The organism is Microbacterium kribbense (genome assembly GCF_039537285.1).
Classification (GTDB): Bacteria; Actinomycetota; Actinomycetes; order Actinomycetales; family Microbacteriaceae; genus Microbacterium; species Microbacterium kribbense.
The window spans coordinates 22,169-40,912 of the sequence record NZ_BAABAF010000009.1; the positions used below are offsets into that span (position 1 = coordinate 22,169).

The following is an 18,744-nucleotide window of genomic DNA, read 5'->3' on the forward strand; positions in this document are numbered from 1 at the left end:
ATCGCGGGCGGTGTCAAGCGCTGAATCGCTCTGGGTTTTGTTCCTAGGGTTTTCCGTGGCTGGTGATTGCCAGCCCGGGTGATTCGTGGTCAGCGTAGTACGCCGCCTCGACTTCGGCGGGGGTGCGGAGGTCGAGCTCTCCGTGGAGGCGGGAGTTGTTCCACCACCACACTTATTCGAGGGTCGCGAGCTCGACTTGCTCGACCGTGCGCCAAGGACCCTGGCGGCGGATGAGCTCGGTCTTGTAGAGCCCGTTCACGGCCTCCGCGAGGGCGTTGAAGCTCCTATAGTTGTCAACTCCCGATTTCGCCGGTGGTCGGGTTCGCTTTGACGAGGTGGTAGACCTCACGGATGACGTAGCGTTTGAGGCAGCGGATGATGTCTCGTTTGCTGCGGCCTTCGGCGGTGCGACGCGCAACATAGGCGATGGTCGGCTCATGGAACCGCATCCTGACGATCACCGTCCGATAGATCGCGGCGTTGAGTTGTCGGTGGCCGCCGTGATTGATGCGATGCCTCCCGCTGGTCATGCCGGACCCGGTCGGGACGGGGGCGATGCCGGCAAGTTTCGCGAACGCGGCCTCGGAACGGATCCGCTCCGGGTTATCGCCGGCGACGATGAGGATCTCCGCGGCGGTGTCAACGCCGATTCCGAACTGTTCGAGCAGCTGCGGTGCGGTGCGTCGAACAGCGTCCTCGATCAGAGCCTCGAGCTCTTTCGCTTCCGTGTCGAGGGTCAGCCATCGCCGCGCCAGGGTGCGGACCGAGTGGCGCAACGCGTCGTCGGGTGTCTCCAGACTGCGTGGACGCAGGCCAGCGAGGTGGCGTGCGAGCTTGGGTCGTGACATTTTGTTCGTCTCGCGGCGCATCTCGTCCGAGCTGTGGACGAGCATCGCTTTCATCATGATCATCGCCGACGAGCGGCTTAGGACCGCGGAATCATGCACGACTTTCAGCTGCCGAATCATCTCGACGGTGCCGTCAGCTGTCTTCGGGATCGCGGTCGCGAACCCGGCGAGGACGGCTCTGGCAGCGTTCTCCGCGTCGAGCGTGTCGGACTTGCCGTTTGCGCGTCGTAGACGCCGGTCGGGGCGGCCGGCTTCGACGACCTTGATGTCGTGGCGTCGCAGGAACGATGTCAACGTCGCTCCGTAAGAGCCGGTCCCTTCGATCCCGAACGCGAGGATACGGCCGAACCCCTCCGCCCAGGCCAGCAGCTGCCGGAACCCGCCGGTGTCGGTGGGGATCGTCAGCGTCGCGAGGATGCCGCCGATCGTGTCCATAACCGCGGCGACGTGGATGTGTTTATGCGTGTCAACGCCGACCACCACGTCGCCTGATCGCGTCGAGGTGAGATCTGTCATCGTGTCCTGTCCTTCTGCCCGTTAGCGTGGAATCACGCTGTCGCCGGTGGGTGGACAGGACTGTCACGGGGACGCTCTCAAAGTCTGCTCCAGGCTCCTATCAGGTCACGCCCGACCGGCGGCAGCCCTCACTGCAAGCCCGGCCGGACGGTCGACAGATCAACGCAAAGGCACCACTCGGGCCGATCGTAAGCAAGGGTCAGACCGCACCGGTCGGGACTACGGAATCGAGTCTCGACCCCGCAGAAACAAACTGACAGTCGTAGCTGTCACCGGCAGTCCCGGTCGACGGTTTCGCACCAAGCTCGACGATGCGATCTGTGTAGACCAGCGACATGTAGTTCGATCCGCAGTGAACCGGCGGTTTACGAGGTCCGTGGGCCGTTCCAAGGCAGGGTCGGTCTTGGTGGTGAACACCTTCTTGGATCGCTTCACCCCGCGCACTCCGGCGAGCCGCATCAGCCGGCCGGTCTGGTCGCGGCCGATCTCCCACCCTTGCCGGCGCATCAGGGCGTGCATCTTCCGCACCCCGTAGACGCCGTAGTTCTCGGCGTGCAGGCGGACGATCTCGGGTACCAGCAGCTGGTCGTGCAACATCCGCGCGGACACGGGTCTGGTCTTCGCGGCCCGGTACCCGCGGGCGGTGAGGAACCCACATCCTGTCGCACCGATCGTGCGGCAGACGGCCTCGACCCCGAAACGATCCCGGAACATGTCAACGAACCGGATCATCTCGTCGTGGGGCGGCCTGGTTCCGCCGCGAAAAACGCGGACGCGGCCTTCAGGATCTCGTTCGCGCGGCGCAGCTCAGCGTTCTCCCGCTTCAACCGTTTGATCTCCGCGAGCTCGTCGCTGGTCACGCCGGGGCGCGTGCCGGCATCGACCTCAGCGCGGCGACGCCACTTGCGTAGCGTTTCCGGACCGACGCCGAGCTTCGCGCCCACATGCCGGATCGCCGCGTACTCGGTCTCGTGCTCAGGCAACGCCTCCTCGAGCATCCGCAACGCCCGCTGCCGGAACTCCGGCGGAAACTGACGGGGCATGATTCATCCTCCCAAAAGAAGCGGAACCAAACCCAGGGCGAATCACTCCTGGGCGCACTGGTTCAACGAGAACCGGTTGCACTCCTCGATCGGAGACCTCACACCCGTCGAGAAGGAGAACGAGTACTACCGTGAGAACAACCCCCAGCGCCAGCCGGCGCTGGGAGAACTCGCCCTCCACGAAACCCGGGCGCTTCGGAGAGAGTGGCGCTCGGCTCTCCCTTAGTTGACGCTAAGGGCGGTGTCGTAGGTGGAATTTCACTTGCAGGCCCGGCATCGGTCATGTCAGCAAAGGTGACACGTCGAATGGCGCCGATCGTTGTCTCCACCGCGAGACGGGTCGGGGAACAACTATTTTGATCGATGTACGCATGAAGTGCGCCGGGTGACGCGACGCCTCAGAGGAGTGGGCCACGCATCGGACTTTGCCTTGGTCGTCATGTCGCCTGAGATGGGACTAGGGCCAGGCCTGAAGGGGTTGGCGTCATGAACTGGCCTGCACGAACTCCGGTACGCGACGTGCGTCGAGGACCCATTCGATTGTGGCGGCGGTGGCGAGTAACTGGCGGTCTGCATGTCTGCGGCCGAGGAGATCCATCCCAATGGGCAGATTGTCAGCCCATGCGGCGGGAACGGACACCGCGGGCAGCCCAGCGACCGATGCGAGAAGGCCGTTGCCCGCTTCCCAACGGTCCTCGCCGAGTGGCGCAGCGGGTGTGCGAAACGTCGGGTAGATGAGCGCGTCGAGTCGCTTTTCGTTCAGCATCTGTTCCACACGGTAACGGACGATCTCCCGGTGCCGGGTGGCGCGAGCAAGGCCGCGCGAGTCATCTGCTCCTCGGAGTGCCTGCATCATTCGTGCTCGGGCGCGCGCCTCGACCCGCGGGTCGTTGGCAATCTGCCAGGCATCGCGGATACCGGTTCTTGGAGTAGCCGCCTGCAGGTAGCGATCCATTGTCGCAGCGAACTCGAATTGCACGGTGTCCGCGGCACGCTCGTCGAACCCGCGGCCGTCGACTTCGACTAGTTGTACGCCGTAGTCTCCTAGCGTCGTGAGTGCCGCTTCGAGTGCGGACGTCGTGGGAAGTTCGTCTTCGCCGTCACCGAATCGGTCCCGCAGGATCCCCAACCGAATGCTGTCTGGATCGCGAGCCGCCAGGTTTCGAGGGTGCGCCATTCCGAGCATGACGTCGAAGAGTATGGCCAAATCACCCACAGTTCGCGCGATCGGGCCGGGGGTGTCCATGAGGTGTGAGATCGGCACGATACCGGAACTGTCCAAAGCACCGGCGGTTGGGCGCAGTCCGCACAGGCTGGTATGAGCGGCAGGAAACCGCACCGACCCCCCAGTGTCGGTTCCTACGCCTGCAACGGCGAAGCCTACGGCCACGGCGACGGCGGTGCCGCCGCTTGACCCGCCGGGATTGCGTGTCACGTCAAATGGGTTGCGGGTCGATCCACCCTTTGAACTTTCGGTAGATAGACCGAAAGAGAACTCGTGCAGGTTTGCTTTACCGATGATGATCGCTCCTGCGGACCTGAGGCGATCGACGATCGGTGCGTTGTGTCGTGGGCGGTATCCGTCTAAGAGCACTGATCCCGCGGTAGTGGGGGCGAACGTAGTCTGGATGTTGTCCTTTAACACGACTGGCACGCCATGTAATGCCCCCCGCACGGGGGAGGCGTCTCGTTCGGATACTTGCGCCTCAAGATCGTCGGCTATCGCGATCAGCGCATGGAGGCCTGGCCCGGTCGAATTCCATGATTCGATCCGGGCCAGCGCGTCTTCCGCGAACCCAAGCGCCGCGTTCTCGCCACGTTGGATGCTTGCGACGACATCTGGGATGGTGTCTTGTGCGTTCACGCCGCTCTCCTGCATCACCGGCTCAGCGGAAGATCTCCTTCGAGAGTGCGAGCGCGTTCTTCGTCAGTGCGGATTGCTCCTCAACGGGAATCGCCTTGAGGAGCTTCGGCGCCAGTTCGCCCATTGTGGGCAGGCCCTTGGGCTGCGCACCTTCCAAGACGCCGTAGACACCGATGGAAGCCATCGCCTTCTGGCCTTCGGGGGTGAATAGCCAGTTCACAAGCAGCTTAGAGGCATGGGGAACCGGAGAATCTTTGAGCAGGCACGTGTAATGGTACTCGAGCGTTGTGCCGTCTTCCGTGGGGAAGATGATGCCAATCGGAAGGCCCTTTGCTTTCGTGCGCAGATACTCTATGTATTGCGCTACGAAGTTCACCTCGCGCTGCCCGGATGCAACTGCCTGCTCGGTGGGTCCACTATCCGCGATGATGAGGGGGTCGTTGGCGGCGAGTCCGCGCAGGAACGACTCGTCGTAACGTCCGTCATACAGCATCCGGGTGATCGTGTTGGCCGTTCCGGATATGCGGGTCGGGTCCTGCATCGCGATTTTGCCCTTCCACTTCGGCTCAGTGAGCTCCTTCCAGCTCTTGGGCGCTTCAGCTTCGGTCAGCTTGTCAGTGTTGTACTCGATCCCATACGGCCAGCCCACAACTGCCCGGTAAGTGCCGTCTGGTGCGATCAGGGACGAGTCCTCGTAGTCAGAGGTGAACGGTGCGTAGGCCTCGCAACGATCCTTGCCGGCTGTCAGCAGGGTTACTGGTGCGCCTCCGATCTGGAGGGAGCCGACATGCTTGTTGCTCGTGAATTCCTGGGTGAGCCGAGTGTCGAGTTCCGCGCCGAAGATCGTTTGACTGGTGACTCGGATTCCGGGGAAACGCTTCGAGAACTGCTGGTATACCGGCTTATAGATGCTCTCACCGGGACCGTAGGTGACGATTGTCGTCTCGTTCCCCTTCTTCGCCGCCTCGTACAGCACCTGCATCTGCTTCGCGTTGTCGGCCGAACCGAACGCAACGGCAGGATCAGTCTTTACGGTGGCGGTATCTGAGCTGCCGCCTGCAGCACAGCCCGTAACTGCGAGCGCCGCGGCCAGTGTGAGCGGAATGATCAAGCGTCGTGCTTTCATGGAACTACCTCCGTAGGCTACGCGGCCGCCAGTGTGGCGATCTCGCGGGGGAATGCGACTGCTGTACCTGGTGCGACGAGGATGCCGACTCGGTCGCCCGGACGTGCAATGGCGTGGTCATTGATGAACGGGGCCCGAGCAACCAGTTCGCTGCCATCGTCGAGCCGGATCCGGTATTCGTTCTCGTCGCCGAGGTATGCGGCATCGGACACTGTGGCATCGCCGTCGCCCTGCCCCGGGGGGCACAGCGTGATCGCGTTCGCGCGGATCGCGATGTCGACTTCGCCGGCGGTCGCAACATCGCGCGGTGTGGTCACGACAACTGTGCCGTCGAACCCGCGCAGTCGCGCAACGTGGTTACCATCTGCAGTAGACAATGTGGCGGCAACGACGTTCTCGAAGCCGAGGAATCTGGCCACGAAGGAGTTCGCCGGTTTGGAATAGATCTCGTGCGGGGTCCCGATCTGCTGGATTGATCCCTGGTTCATTACGACAATGCGATCGGATAGCGTGAGCGCTTCGAGCTGGTCATGGGTGACGTAGATCGATGTCGTGGCGATGCGTCGGTGCAATTCGTGCAGTTCGGAGCGCATCGAGGCCCGCAGTTGCGCATCGAGGTTCGATAGCGGTTCATCGAAGAGGAGTAGCTGCGGCTCGGAGACGAGTGCTCGTGCTAGCGCGACTCGCTGCTGCTGTCCGCCTGAAAGAGCTCCGACGGAGCGTTTTGCGAGCCGCTCCAAGCCGACCATCTCCAGCGCCGCACGGACGCGAGGAGCGATCACGTGGCGTGATTCGCGGCGCATCCGCAACGGGTAGGCCACGTTCCCGAACACCGTCATATGGGGCCACAGTGAGTAGCTCTGGAAGACCATCCCTAGGCCGCGACGGTTGGGATCCACGTTACGTTTTGCTGAACTGACTACACGCCCGGCGATCTCGATCTCACCGCCGTCCGGCTTTTCCAGACCGGCGACGCACCGCAAGGTGGTCGTTTTGCCGCAGCCGCTCGGGCCAAGCAAAGTGACGAACTCACCCTCTCCGATTGTCAGATCGATGTTGTCGACGGCGACGTGACCGTCATAGACCTTGCGCAGCGAGCGAATGGTTACGGTAGCCATCTACTGTCCTTTCACGAACATGTTCGAAGTTGTCAGTGACACTTCAGCCGGGGGTGGGAAGACCCCGTCGCTGAGGTCTGCAGGGGATTCGTCGCCCGAACGTTGCGCGACGCCCCGCGACACCCACCATGCAATCGCGTAGCCGGCGATTGCGATAACGGCCGCAAAGAGCAGCACCAAACAGAACAGTGCGGCGGCCTCGGCGGTGGAACCAAGGGTGTACAGCTGGAACACCGCCACGGAGACCACCTGGTTGGTGGGCGACGACAGAAGGATAGGCACGTCGAGGTTGCCGGCGATGTTGATCGCCGAGATCACGAAGGCGGCCAGTAGGCTCGGCACGACGAGACGACCGACGATGCCCACCGCTGCCCGCACCGGGCCCGCGCCCGCAACCTGGGCAGCTTCGGTAAGCTCTGCCGACACGGCGCTCAGTGCGCCGTCGGTGGTGCGGCTTGCCAGAGGTGTGGATGCCACGACGAGCCCAATCAGAACAATCCAGACTGTTCCGAACAGCGGCGTGAGCATCGGCAACGTGAGAAATGCCCATACCAGTCCGAGGCCGAGAACGACGCCGTGTGCCGCCCACGGAAGCCACGTTGACAGTTCCATGACGCGCCGTAGCGCGCGCCCGACGCCGCGTGCCACGAGCCCGATCACCAGCGCGACGACCACGGTGATCACACCTCCGAGCCCGGCCACTAGAAGCGTGTTCATGATCGTCGAGATGGTCGTCGGATCGGACAGGATGGTGGAATAGTTTTCCAGGCTCAGCCCGCTGCCGGCGCCGAAGATCGGCTGCAGCGATCCGAGGATCAGCTGGAGCGCCGGCAGGATGAGTGCGAGCAGCATGTACACGGCGATGAGGAGATTGCAGATCCATGTGCCGCGCCCGATATCCCAGGGTTCCGGCTTGGCTCCCTTTCCCGCGATTGTTGTGAATTGGCGCCGATCGAGCAGCATCCACTTCACTACCACGAGCAGGAGCACGATCACTACTAAGACGAGTGCGAGAGAGCTCGCCCCGGCGTATGACGGTGGAGTGTCGTCGTTGATGAATGCGTAAATCTGCGTCGAGAAGACGCGGAATCCGCTCTTGACGCCGATGATCAGAGGAACGTCGAAGGACACGAGGCCGATCACGATGCTGATGATGGCTGCCCCGATCACGGATGGTGCCATGACGGGCACATTGACGCGGATGAAGGTGCGGAACTTGCCGGCGCCGGAGATCAGCGATGCTTCCTCCAGCCGACGATCCATAGCCATGAACCGACCGATCATCATGAGGTACGACAGCGAGACAAGCTTCAGAGTCAGTACGAATACCGTGCCGCCAAGGCCCCCTACTTGGATGATGTTGCCGGGCAGTCCGATGGCATGCATTGAGGTGTTCAGGATGCCGAGGTTGGGCGTGCCCATCAGGTCCCAGCTGAGTGCGAAGAACAGCGGTGGTGTGGCAAGGACGAGGATCATAAGTGGCGTGACGATGCGCTTCAATGCCGCTGTGGTCCTCGTCACGATCCAGCAGAGCGTGACGGCGATGAGTGTCGTGAAAAACCCGACCAGGATCGCCAGCAGTGCCGAGTTTCCGAAGTACTCGTATGTATGGGGGTCTGAGAAGGCCGAGAGGAATCCGTCGGCACTCCATTCCCCCGGTGTCCCGGGGGCGCTTGTGCGGAAAGCACCGATGGCGACCATCACGATTGGCAGCAGGTAGAAGGCTGCCAGTACAGCGAGCAGAGCAGGTAAGCCCAGGAAGCGTCGCATCATTTGTCCCGCGACGCCGGGCGAAATCATCGAATGTGTCATGTCGGTAACGTTCCTTGGGCGATCTTTGGCGGAGGGATCAGCACCGTGGCGGCGGTGCGAACGCGAGGGTGGTTGCGGCGAGCGTCTTCCGGCTATTCCAATGGCCCGAGGATCTGAGCGCCGCATGCTGCGCCGGCAGGTCGCCCAGGGTGAGGCGGTTCGCTCCTGGTTGTGCTGGTGGTCATCATCGACCTTTCTGAGGACTGGAGGGTGGTGTTTGGCGGGCCGAGTCAACCCGCCAGCTGGGTGGCACCGCGAGCGAAAGCGATCCGTTGGAGGTCGTCGGGCACCAGCATCGAAGTATTGGAAATGGCCGCAGCACGTGCGGCGGCACGCCGCCAGTCCGCGGTGTCGAGATTGCCCGGCACGAGGTGGTGGAGCGCAAGAGCGCGTGCGCCCGCCTCGGCGGCGACCTCGGCCGCCTCGATCACGCTGGTGTGCGACTTGTGGTGATGGTCGTAGGAGGCGCGAGCCGTGTCGCTCTGCGGGTTCCCGTACGTGTCTTCCACCCAGTCGAAGCTGATTGCCTCGTGCAGTAACAGGTCGACGTCCTCCGCCAGGCGGACCATGTTGGCGGTCTTGGCGGTGTCTCCAGAGATCGCCACCGATCCCTCGTCTGTGGTGAACCGGTAGCCGAACGCGGGTGCGATTGGTGGGTGCTCGACGAGGGTCGCCTCCACCCGGACTCGGTCGTCTTCGAACACTGTGAACGGCGCCATTTCGGGCGTGGGTGCGTTGTTCGGGTGATACCCAAAGTGGGGTGGGATCACGATGTCGCGGACATCGAACAGGTCTACTGGTGAAGGTCGGAGCGCATCGAGGACTCGATCGTTCAGGTCCGTTGCGTACGCTTCTATCAGTAGCCGGAACATGTCCCGGGTGCCGGGTGTAGGCAGGTGCGGTGCGATGGGTCGCGGAGCGGTTGCGGCGCGCGGCGAGGTAAGTGGAAGTGCTCCACGATCGCCGGGTCCGAGGATCGGGATAGGTGCCGTTCCGCTGGTGAGCCCGAACATCCCGAACAACGCTAAATTGGCGAGGTCGGTCGTGTGATCTGAATGCAGATGTGTAAGGAACACACCGCCCAACTGCTCCATCACGAGACCGGCCCGGCTGAACTGGCGTCCAGCTCCGAGCCCGACATCGACGAGGTAACTGCGGTCGCCAACGACCACGGCGGTCGAGATGCCGAAACGAGGGGACTCTGCGCTCTTCCACCAGCGGGGTCCACCTGCGGTGCCCAGTGTGACGATGTGCGGCGTAGCCACGGAGCCTCCTCGCTCAGGGGTTGTCGTGTGTCCAGTATTTGAGGAGGCCCTAGCTTTTGTAAAGCTGAAAAACTCGAAGATGAGCATAAGGTTAAGTTATGCTCAATACCACGATCCGTCAGCTCGAGTACTTCGTGGCGACGGCGGACGCCGGCACCGTGAGCGGGGGTGCCATGCGTTGTTCTGCGTCACAAGCGGCGGTGTCGACAGCCTTGCGTGAACTGGAGAAGAGCCTAGCCGTCCAGCTGTTCGTCAGACGGACAGCCAGAGGGGTGACTCTCACGGCGAGCGGAGCCCGGGTGCTTGGTGTCGCACGGAGGATCCTGGGCGACACGAGCGAGCTCGAAGAACTTGCCCGCGCCGAGCATGACGATGTGGTCGGCCCCGTGCGGCTGGCGTGCACGTCAGCACTGTCGCCACGGGTACTGCCGGTGCTTGCCGCCGCCTGTGCTCGCAGATATCCGCGCGTTGCATTGCAACTGACCGATGGTCTCGCCGAGTCTGTCCAGTCGTTGGTGCTCCGTGGCGAGGCGGACGCTTGTCTGCTCTACCGTCGCCAGCTGGTTCCAGAGCTCGATGGCCACTCGATTCACACCATTGAGCCATATATAGTCGTAGCCGCGGACCATCGGCTCGCGGAGCGGGGATCAGCATCCTTGCGAGAACTCGCCGACGAGCCCCTGATCCTGGTGGATGCTACTGGATCACGGCGTGCAATCGAGAACGTGATCGCGGAGGCTGGTGTGGCCATCCACCCCGGCTGGTCGTTCACAAACCCGGAAACCGTGCGGGCGATGGTGGCCCGCGGACTCGGGTACTCGGTGTTCAGTGGGCGTCCGATCAGTACCGAGACGTTCGACGGAGGTCGCGTGGCGTACTTGCGGATCGCCGACGAAGTGTCGGCGAACGAGATCATCCTCGCGCTGCCGCGCGGGCAGCAGCCAAACGCGCGCCTCGCGGCGGTCGAGCAGCTGTTGACCACTGACGAACTCCGTGCGTCGTTCGGCTGATGTAGTCATCCGAGGGTGAGGCACTGCCGGCGACGGAGCGCACACGCCTGCACGGATCGGCGCACACCAACGTCTGAAGGCGTTTCTATCGCGCAACGGACAGAGCGACTCGAGACCGCGACATTTCAGATGCTCCGGAAGTGGATCGAGACTCAGATCGGTATCCCGCAGTGAGCCAGGTTGCACCACGTCTTCGCTCGACTCGGTTGGCGGGAACAACACGGTCAGGACAGGGAACGGATCGCGGGTGGATCGTGCCGCTCGGTCGCCCCTGAGGGTGCGCGAGATTTGTGCGATGACGGGTCGAATCGAGCGCCGTCGACATGGAAACCACCCACGTTGCCCAACGAGCTCCGTGCCGTTGCCGGTGCATGCGCCGATCTGGTCGCAGGGGCTGGGCTGGGCCCGCCTTGACTCGTGTAGTCAATAGAAGTGGTCGGGATCCATCGCGCTGCGTAGGGGGTGTCCGTCGAGGAGTGCGGTCGCGTTGGAAGCGAAGAGTCGGACGATTCGCTCTTCTTCCTGCGTGCTTAGCCCCGCGGTGTGAGGACTAATGAGGACGTCTTCTCTCAGCCAGAGGGCGCTACTGGCGGGGAGTGGTTCGATGGCGAACACGTCGAGGGCGGCGAATCCAACGCGACCATCTTCGAGTGCCTCGATTAGTGCAGGCTCGTCGACAACCGTGCCGCGACCGACATTGACGATCGTCACGCCGGGTGTGACGGCCGACAGAAGTTCGGCGCCGAGTAGACCGTTGGTTTGATCCGTTCCGGGAAGCGACAGGACGATGCCGTCAGCCCGCCGGATCGCTGACGCCAACTCGGTGGGCTCGATAAGCTCGTGTACGCCGGCAACGGGCGCGTTGCGGCGGCTCATACCCATAACGTGCGCGCCTAGTGCGTTGAGGTATTGTGCGATCACTCGCCCGATGCCGCCGAGTCCGATCAGCAGGATGTCCTGTTCAGCGATCTGCCCCATTGCCCATCGATCGGACCACACGTGGTTCCGATGCTGTTGTCGCAGTCGGGTAAGTGATTTCGCCCCAGCGAGCAGGCCCAGCAGGGCGAACTCGGCGAGCGGACCGCCATGCACACCAGCCGACGTGCTGAAAACGACCTGTTCCAGCTGCATCGGGGACAGGTTCGCCGCGCGAACTTGTCCGCCTCCGCCAGCGGCCATGGTGTGAACCCAGCGGAGTCCGGGATTTGCATCGATAGTGCGTCTCAAGGCACGGGGGTCGCCATTCGGAATGCCGTATAAGGCGTCGGCGGTGTCGACCATCAGCTCGTAGCGGGTCTGCTGGCTGGCGGTCCTGCGGTAGGCGGGGTCACCCGAGAAATCAGCGGGAAACCGCATTGGTGGAAGCAGGTCGGGCTGGTAATCAAGTTCGATGCGGTTCTCGAGCTGGGTCAGTAGAGGAGCAAGGTCGCGGGACAGGGGAGCTGCCACTGCGACACGGAGGCGGTCGGCGCCGTACTGCATGGTCGTCCTTTCATCGCTGCGTTGGCAGAGGCGCCGGACAACAACGTGTCCGGCGCCTCTGTGGGGGTCTCACTTGTAGACGCTGTCCATGGCCTTCATGGTGTCTGCCACGCTGGCCTGGCCGGTGAGGACGTTCTGGACGCCTACCTTGAGTTCATTGGTCACCTTGCCGTTCGGCCAGAGCTGGTCCATGAACGTCGCGGTCCGGCCGTCCGTGAAGTATTGGTCAAGTACAGCGCCGGCTGGTGTCGGCTGGAAGCCGTCGACAGGGAGCGCCGGCAGGGCGCCAGTCTTGGTCGCGTAGTCGGAGCGGACGCTATCGCTCGCAAGCCACTCAATGAATTGCTGGGCTGCCTCAGGGTTCTTGGCCTTTGAGTTGATGGCGAACCCGTCGGCCGCGCCCGCCGGCATCCACGTGTCATCCGGGTTGTCGGTAGCGGGGAGCGCGAAGAAGCCGAACTTTGCTCCCTTCGGTGCGAGGGTCTGCACTGACGGAACGCGTGCCGTGTGTTGGGCCTGCGCCAGGGCGTCACCACTGGCGACCATCTGGTTCGAGATGTCGACACTCGTTCCAACGGGGTTCTTGTTGAAGCAACCGCGCTTCTGCATTTCGAGGTACTTGTTGAAGGCCTCTACCCAATGCGAGCTGGCAAAGTTGGTCCGCCCAGCGTCCTGGTCTTTCTGGAAGTTTGGGTCAGCCTGGTACACGAGGGTTGCAGCGAGTTCCATCGCGATGACCTGTGCTGCAGACACCGTCTGAGCGCCGAGGGCAAATGCGACCTTCCCAGCTGACTTTGCGGCGTCGCAGAACGAAAGCACTTCCGACCATGTCGTGGGCACAGTCGTGCCGGCGTCCTTGACAGCTGCCTCGTTGTAGAGGACACCGTAGGCCCCTATTGCCATGGGCAGGATCAGGCGCTTGCCGTTGACCTCGGTGACCTGAGTGAACTGCTCCGGGACCTTGCTGTTCCAGTCCATGTCCGACAGGTCCGTGAGGAAATTGCCGGGCGCTAGTTCTTCAAGCGCGGCGGTGTTTCCGTTTCCAGGCCATACGGTGAAGACGTCAGGACCGGTCCCGGCGGACAGCTGAGTCCGGATGGTCGTCTGGAACTGGGGGTTGTCCGCGTAGGTCACCTTGACCGTGATTCCGGTCTTTTTCTCAAACGACGCGATCGCAGGGTCGAGGCCCGGCTTCTCGCCGCTCACCGCGCTGACGGTCAAGGTGTCGGGTGCGCCGGTCGCGCCGGCGTTGGTGGAACATCCGGCGAGCATCGCGATGGCGGTGATCGCGGTGATCCCAAGGAACACGTACTTCTTTGTGTGCACTGGCTGTCTCCTTTGTCGTGGTGTGCGGAATTGGTAGGGATAGCGGTGGCTCAACCTTTGAGCCCGCCTGCGAAGCCTTGGATGATGGTTTTCTGCATCAGGAAGTAGCAGAGCAGGATTGGGATGATGCCGATCACCAGACCAGCGAAGATGAGCGGCCAATCGGCGGAAAACTCGCCCACGAAGGCGTACAACGCGACTGGCAGGGTCTGGCTCCCGCTTCCACTCAAGTAGAGCAGCGGGGTGAAGAAGTCATTCCATATGTGGATCGCATTCAGGATGACCACCGTACCTGTGATGGGACGCAGCATCGGGAAGACGACGCGCCAGAACGCGGACAGCGCCGTCGCTCCGTCCATCCAGGCCGCCTCTTCGTACTCGCGCGGTAGCGCGCGGAGGAATCCCGTATAGAGGAAGACTGTGAATGGGACCTGCGCGCCGGAATAGAACAGGACGAGGGACCAGACGGAGCCCAGCAGCCCGATGTCGCGAACAGTTTGGTACAGCGGGATCATTGCGAGCTGGAATGGCAGCAGCAGACCTACCATGAGCGTCCAGAACATCGCGGACGACAGCCTTGAGGTGATTCGACTGAGCGGATACGAAGCCATGGCCGAGACGAACACGATGACGAGGACGCTCGAGATGGTGACGATCGCGCTGTTCATGATCGCGCCGCCGAGGCTTGCCTGCTCCCATGCTCGCGCAAAGTTGTCGAACGTTGGATTCGCGGTCGGTATCAAGGGATTTGCCGCTTCGTTAGGCAACGAGAGCGCGAGATTCACGAGGATGTAAAGCGGGAACGCGAAGATGAGGGCGACGACTCCCATCGCCATCTCGAGAGAGAAGGTCCTGACTGTGTAGCGCTTCAATTCTTCTTCTCCTGCTTCAACAGGGACCGGTATTGGAAGATGGAGATGGCCGCGACGAGGATGAAGAGGATCAGCGCCTGCGTGATCCCGACGCTGTAGTCCCCGAAGATGAACGCGTTCTTGTAGATGGAGGTAGACAGCGTGTCGGTTGCTGTGCCGGGTCCACCAGCGGTCATGATCCACACTTCGCCGAACACCATCAATCCGTGCAGCAGGGTGAGCATGACGTTGATGGTGAGCGCGGGCGCGAGCAGCGGACGCACGACCGACCAGAACCTGCGGATAGGTCCTGCGCCGTCGATCGAGGCCGCCTCGAGAACCTCGTCCGGGATGCCCTGCAGGCCGGCGAGGAAGATCACCATCGAGTAGCCGGAACCTCGCCAGAGCATCAGGATCAAGATCGACACGAGAGCGAGATCCGGATCGCCGAGCCAGTTCTGCTGAAGTCCGCCGAGGCCAGCAGCGGATAGGGCGCCGTTGATGGGACCGTTCGGCGCGAACATGTACTGGAAGAGGTAGGCCGCTACCACGGGCGTGATCACCGCTGGTGCGAATAAGAGAACCCGGAGAACGTTCCGGCTCTTGATCCGGGAGTTCACGCCCAACGCCAGGAGGAGTCCGATCACATTCTGCAGGACGGTGACGACGATCGCGATCGTCACGGTGATCTGGATCGCGTGGACGTTGGAAGGAGAATCGAGAACGGTCAGAAAGTTCTTGATGCCGATGAAGTCGAACGAGGCGTCGAGGCCGTTCCAGTCCGTGAACGCATAGATGGTCCCGCGGATCGACGGCACAAGAAGGACGAAGAGGTACAGGAGCAGAGCGGGTACCGCGAAGAGAAGCGTGCCTGTGGGCACAGCGCCGAGCCGACGTCGCCGGCGAACCTTCCCTGTCTGAATGGGTGCTCCGGATGCCGCCGCCCTGGACCCGTCCATGCCGGACGTCGAAAGCGCTATTTGGGCTACCATGTGCTCTCCACCTCGTCGTGTACTCCGGGCACCCTCGCCCAAACTCGAGCAAACATATCATACTTATGCTCTCGTCAAGTCGTCGATGGAAATTGGTGGTCCCGTATCATTCGGAGCGTGGCGGAACAACTTCATGAGACGGTCCTCGCGGACATTGGCCGACGAATCGTTGGTGGTGAGTACCCGGAGGGCGCGGTGCTCCTCGCCGAGCACCTCGGCCACCAGTTCAGCGTGTCGCGTTCGGTGATCCGAGAGGTCGTTCGTGCTCTTGAATCCCTGGGCCTCGTGAAGTCGGTCAAGCGCCTAGGTATCCGAGTACTGCCACGTCCACAATGGAACGTGTTCGACCCGCTGATTATCCGCTGGCGTCTCGCGCTGCCGGGCGAGCGCGGCGCGCAACTGTGGTCTCTGACTGAGTTGCGTAGCGCTATCGAGCCACCCGCCGCCGCACTCTCTGCACTGAACATGCCCACTCAAGACGCGTCGACGCTGCTTATTCTGGCTGGGCAGATGAGGGAGATCGGTCGAAGCGGCGACTTGGAGACGTTTCTCGAGTTCGATATTCGATTCCACACCGCGATCCTCGAAGGTTCCGCGAATGAAATGTTCGCCAAGCTGGGAGTCGCTGTTGGAGAGGTGCTTTCTGGGAGGACCCGGGAGGGGTTGATGCCCGACCACCCCCAAGAAGAGGCACTCCAGCAACACATCGAAATAGCTCGCGCGATCAACGTCCGAGACCCAGCGGCCGCTCGAATGGCGGCTCAAAAGGTGATCGACCGCACAAGCTACGAGGTGGCCAAGAACCCCGCGAGTAGACCACGATGGGCGACGGGCCATCGACGGGTGCATCGGGACACCGAGCCGGAGTCTCGCGACAGGTAGCGTTGCGCGGTTGGTCCGTGCGGTTGAAGTCGCGGGGCGGCAGGTCTGAGGGCGGAACACGCCGAATGCGCCGTCGCCCAAGTGCCATGCTACGCTGAATATGTCCTACTTATTCGAGCGGTCGGGGTTGCAACGATGCACGAGTCATCCATGATGTCAGGGGCTGCCCCCATAGTCGTGATGGGCGTAGCGGGTTCAGGAAAGAGCACGATCGCGAGGATTCTCGCCACACGCCAGTCGAGGCCATTCGTCGATGCAGACGATTTTCACTCCGACGGCAACAAGTTGAAGATGTCTCGCGGACTGCCTCTCGATGACCGAGACCGCGCGCCGTGGTTGGTCGATCTCAGTCACGAGCTGACGCGCCAGCCAGCGCCGGTCCTCGCTTGCTCTGCGCTCAAGAGACGCTACCGGGACGTCCTCCGCTCGCGGGCGCCCATGGTCTTCTTTGCACATCTGGCCGGGTCGGGCCAGACAATCACCAAACGCCTTCTGGCGCGCCAGCACGAGTTTATGTCGCCCGACCTCCTCGGCTCACAACTCGCGAGCCTTGAACCCTTGGGCGCGGATGAGTGGGGGTTCACTTGCGATCTTGGCCGCAAGCCTGAGGATCTAGTCGACGCAATCCTGGATGCGGCCAGCAGTACTGTTTGCCCGACCGATCTCATGCCCGGTCGATGACGGCCGGAACACCACGACAATGCGGACGAATGATGTTCGTTACCGCCTGCGCCGAACGATGAGGAACCCCCGATGACCACCATCCCGTCACCCTTGTTCGATGTCCGCGGGCGGGTAGCACTTGTCACTGGCTCGTCTCGTGGCATTGGCTCGGTCCTTGCACGAGGACTCGCCCAGGCAGGTGCCCGGGTTGCGATCAATGGCCGCGATCCGCAAGCGGTAGCCGACACGTGTGCGATGTTGGAGAAGTCGGGCTGCGATGTGTGCGCGGCAGCCTTCGATGTCACTAGCCCGGACGGCGTGGCTGCCGGGATCGACCGGATTGAGGAGTGGGTCGGTCCGATCGACATCCTGGTGAACAACGCAGGCATTCAGCGTCGTGCTCACTTCACTGAGTTCACAGACCAGGACTGGACTGACCTCCTCGCCTCCAACCTGACCAGCGCCTTCCTGGTCGGCCGGAGAGTGGCCGCGAGCATGGAGCGTCGAGGCTCGGGAAAGGTGATCAACATCGGCTCTGTGCAGAGCATGCTCGGGCGGCCCGGTATCGCCGCGTATGCGGCGACCAAGGGCGCGATCGCCATGCTGACAAAGGGGATGTGCGCGGATCTTGCACCGAGGGGCATTCAGGTGAACTCGATCGCACCGGGTTATTTCGCGACCGAGCTCACCCAGGCACTGGTGGATGATCCGGAGTTCAGCAGATGGGTCCAGCAGCGCACGCCGGCAGGAAGATGGGGGCGCGTCGAGGACCTAGTCGGGGCGCTGCTGTTCCTCGCCTCGCCGGCCTCGGACTTTGTGAACGGCCAGGTCATCTACGTTGACGGCGGCATGACCGCGGTTGTCTGATCAGGAAGGATTCGAAACGATGAAGGCGATCGTCGCGCATGCAGCAAACGATGTCCGGCTCGACAGTGTGGGGGAAGCGATTCCCGGTCGCGGGCAGGTCTCGATCGTGCCTGCGTATGGCGGCATATGCGGTTCCGACCTGCATTACTACCGTGAAGGCAGGGTAGGGCCCTACGTGCTCACAGAGCCGCTCGTCCTCGGCCATGAAGTTGTCGGCATCGTCGCGACCGATACCCGGGAAGTCGGCGGTCTTGTGCCGGGCACACCCGTAGCGGTTCATCCGGCGGCCTACGACACCGCCAGCGCATCGTTCCGGCGAGACAGGCCGAACATCAGCGGTGGGGTTCGCTATCTTGGCAGCGCCGCGAGCATGCCACACACTCAGGGCGCCTTCAGCGAACGACTCATCGTCGACGTCGGGCAGGTGCGGCCGCTGCCCAGCGGTCTGCCACTGCGGCGTGCCGTCCTGGCCGAGCCGCTCGCGGTGGCTCTGCATGCACTGGCGCGCGCGGGTGACCTGACCGGAGCGCGCGTCCTGGTCAGCGGCGCCGGCTCGATCGGCCTCCTCGCCGCCCGAGCCGCACTCTCCCGTGGCGTCATCTCGGTGTCGTCATGCGACGTACTGGCGGAACCGCTCGCGCGGGCCGAGGCGCTCGGCGCGGATGCGACCTACCGGGTTGGCGTCGATGAGATCCCCGCCCAGTCGTTTGACGTCGTCATCGAGGCGTCGGGTGCGACGGCCGCGCTGACGCAGGCGATCCGAGCCGTCGCGAGCGGAGGCACCATCGTGCAGGTCGGGATGCTTCCCGGTGCGCCGGCTCCGTACGCCCTGGCCGAGCTTGTCTCCCGGGAGATCGATGTGCGCGGCTCGTTCCGGTTCGACACCGAATTGGACGATGCCATTGTGCTGCTCGAACGCGATCCCGCCTTCGATAGCGTCATCACCCACGAGTTCGCCGCCGATCAGGTGATCGAAGCGCTCCGGGTGGCGAGCAACGGCGCCGAGTCCAGCAAGGTGGTTCTGCGGTTGTGGGGAGACAGCCGCTGACCACGGTGATCGAGAGACGAGACATCACAAC

At 62.9% G+C, this 18,744-nt stretch carries 16 protein-coding genes and 2 pseudogenes; 5 read left to right on the top strand and 13 right to left on the bottom strand.

The genetic code is table 11. The features are described from left to right. Positions 1–43: 43 nt before the first annotated feature. The 9 genes and pseudogenes from ABD705_RS13180 to ABD705_RS13220 all read right to left on the bottom strand — a co-directional run. Positions 44–277, bottom strand: a pseudogene (locus ABD705_RS13180) (IS3 family transposase); the annotation flags it as partial. 16 nt (positions 278–293) lie between these two features. Next, entirely contained in the window at positions 294–1,364 is a 1,071-nt protein-coding gene (locus tag ABD705_RS13185; protein ID WP_344784330.1) for an IS110 family RNA-guided transposase, read from the bottom strand. Positions 1,365–1,583: 219 nt separating this feature from the next. Then, the gene (locus tag ABD705_RS13190; RefSeq protein ID WP_344784332.1) at positions 1,584–1,973 is read right to left on the bottom strand and encodes an IS3 family transposase; all 390 of its coding nucleotides are present in this window, start codon (positions 1,971–1,973) and stop codon (positions 1,584–1,586) included. Between the two features lie 134 nt (positions 1,974–2,107). Continuing rightward, positions 2,108–2,407: pseudogene (locus ABD705_RS13195) on the bottom strand (transposase); the annotation flags it as partial. Positions 2,408–2,891: 484 nt separating this feature from the next. Next, positions 2,892–4,286 carry an amidase gene (locus tag ABD705_RS13200; RefSeq protein ID WP_344784726.1) on the bottom strand — a complete coding sequence of 465 codons (1,395 nt, stop codon included), beginning with the start codon at positions 4,284–4,286 and terminating at the stop codon, positions 2,892–2,894. Between the two features lie 7 nt (positions 4,287–4,293). Beyond that, a complete protein-coding gene (locus ABD705_RS13205; protein ID WP_344784336.1) occupies positions 4,294–5,397 on the bottom strand; it encodes an ABC transporter substrate-binding protein in 1,104 nt (367 codons plus the stop codon). A gap of 17 nt (positions 5,398–5,414) precedes the next feature. After that, the gene (locus tag ABD705_RS13210; RefSeq protein WP_344784338.1) at positions 5,415–6,515 is read right to left on the bottom strand and encodes an ABC transporter ATP-binding protein; all 1,101 of its coding nucleotides are present in this window, start codon (positions 6,513–6,515) and stop codon (positions 5,415–5,417) included. Beyond that, positions 6,516–8,327 carry an ABC transporter permease gene (locus ABD705_RS13215; protein WP_344784340.1) on the bottom strand — a complete coding sequence of 604 codons (1,812 nt, stop codon included), beginning with the start codon at positions 8,325–8,327 and terminating at the stop codon, positions 6,516–6,518. Between the two features lie 230 nt (positions 8,328–8,557). Beyond that, positions 8,558–9,592: an MBL fold metallo-hydrolase gene (locus ABD705_RS13220; protein WP_344784342.1), complete on the bottom strand. Its 1,035-nt coding sequence runs from the start codon at positions 9,590–9,592 to the stop codon at positions 8,558–8,560. A gap of 98 nt (positions 9,593–9,690) precedes the next feature. On the opposite strand from ABD705_RS13220, the gene ABD705_RS13225 reads away from it, so the two are divergent. Continuing rightward, positions 9,691–10,602 carry a LysR family transcriptional regulator gene (locus ABD705_RS13225; RefSeq protein WP_344784344.1) on the top strand — a complete coding sequence of 304 codons (912 nt, stop codon included), beginning with the start codon at positions 9,691–9,693 and terminating at the stop codon, positions 10,600–10,602. Positions 10,603–11,025: 423 nt separating this feature from the next. Here ABD705_RS13225 and ABD705_RS13230 read toward each other — a convergent pair whose 3' ends face one another. The 4 genes from ABD705_RS13230 to ABD705_RS13245 all read right to left on the bottom strand — a co-directional run bounded on the left by ABD705_RS13230 (position 11,026) and on the right by ABD705_RS13245 (position 15,142). Continuing rightward, positions 11,026–12,084, bottom strand: coding sequence for a D-2-hydroxyacid dehydrogenase (locus ABD705_RS13230; RefSeq protein WP_344784346.1), 1,059 nt, complete (start codon positions 12,082–12,084; stop codon positions 11,026–11,028). A 69-nt stretch (positions 12,085–12,153) separates the two neighbouring features. Further along, positions 12,154–13,410, bottom strand: coding sequence for an ABC transporter substrate-binding protein (locus tag ABD705_RS13235; RefSeq protein WP_344784348.1), 1,257 nt, complete (start codon positions 13,408–13,410; stop codon positions 12,154–12,156). A gap of 50 nt (positions 13,411–13,460) precedes the next feature. Then, positions 13,461–14,246: a carbohydrate ABC transporter permease gene (locus ABD705_RS13240; RefSeq protein WP_344784350.1), complete on the bottom strand. Its 786-nt coding sequence runs from the start codon at positions 14,244–14,246 to the stop codon at positions 13,461–13,463. Between the two features lie 32 nt (positions 14,247–14,278). After that, positions 14,279–15,142 carry a carbohydrate ABC transporter permease gene (locus tag ABD705_RS13245; protein ID WP_344784352.1) on the bottom strand — a complete coding sequence of 288 codons (864 nt, stop codon included), beginning with the start codon at positions 15,140–15,142 and terminating at the stop codon, positions 14,279–14,281. A gap of 228 nt (positions 15,143–15,370) precedes the next feature. Between ABD705_RS13245 and ABD705_RS13250 the strand changes: the two genes are divergently transcribed. The 4 genes from ABD705_RS13250 to ABD705_RS13265 all read left to right on the top strand — a co-directional run bounded on the left by ABD705_RS13250 (position 15,371) and on the right by ABD705_RS13265 (position 18,713). Next, the gene (locus ABD705_RS13250) at positions 15,371–16,135 is read left to right on the top strand and encodes a FadR/GntR family transcriptional regulator (RefSeq protein WP_344784354.1); all 765 of its coding nucleotides are present in this window, start codon (positions 15,371–15,373) and stop codon (positions 16,133–16,135) included. Between the two features lie 135 nt (positions 16,136–16,270). Next, positions 16,271–16,816, top strand: coding sequence for a gluconokinase (locus ABD705_RS13255; protein WP_344784356.1), 546 nt, complete (start codon positions 16,271–16,273; stop codon positions 16,814–16,816). 72 nt (positions 16,817–16,888) lie between these two features. Then, positions 16,889–17,665 carry an SDR family oxidoreductase gene (locus ABD705_RS13260; protein WP_344784358.1) on the top strand — a complete coding sequence of 259 codons (777 nt, stop codon included), beginning with the start codon at positions 16,889–16,891 and terminating at the stop codon, positions 17,663–17,665. Positions 17,666–17,684: 19 nt separating this feature from the next. Then, positions 17,685–18,713: an L-idonate 5-dehydrogenase gene (locus ABD705_RS13265; RefSeq protein ID WP_344784360.1), complete on the top strand. Its 1,029-nt coding sequence runs from the start codon at positions 17,685–17,687 to the stop codon at positions 18,711–18,713. Positions 18,714–18,744 lie beyond the last annotated feature (31 nt).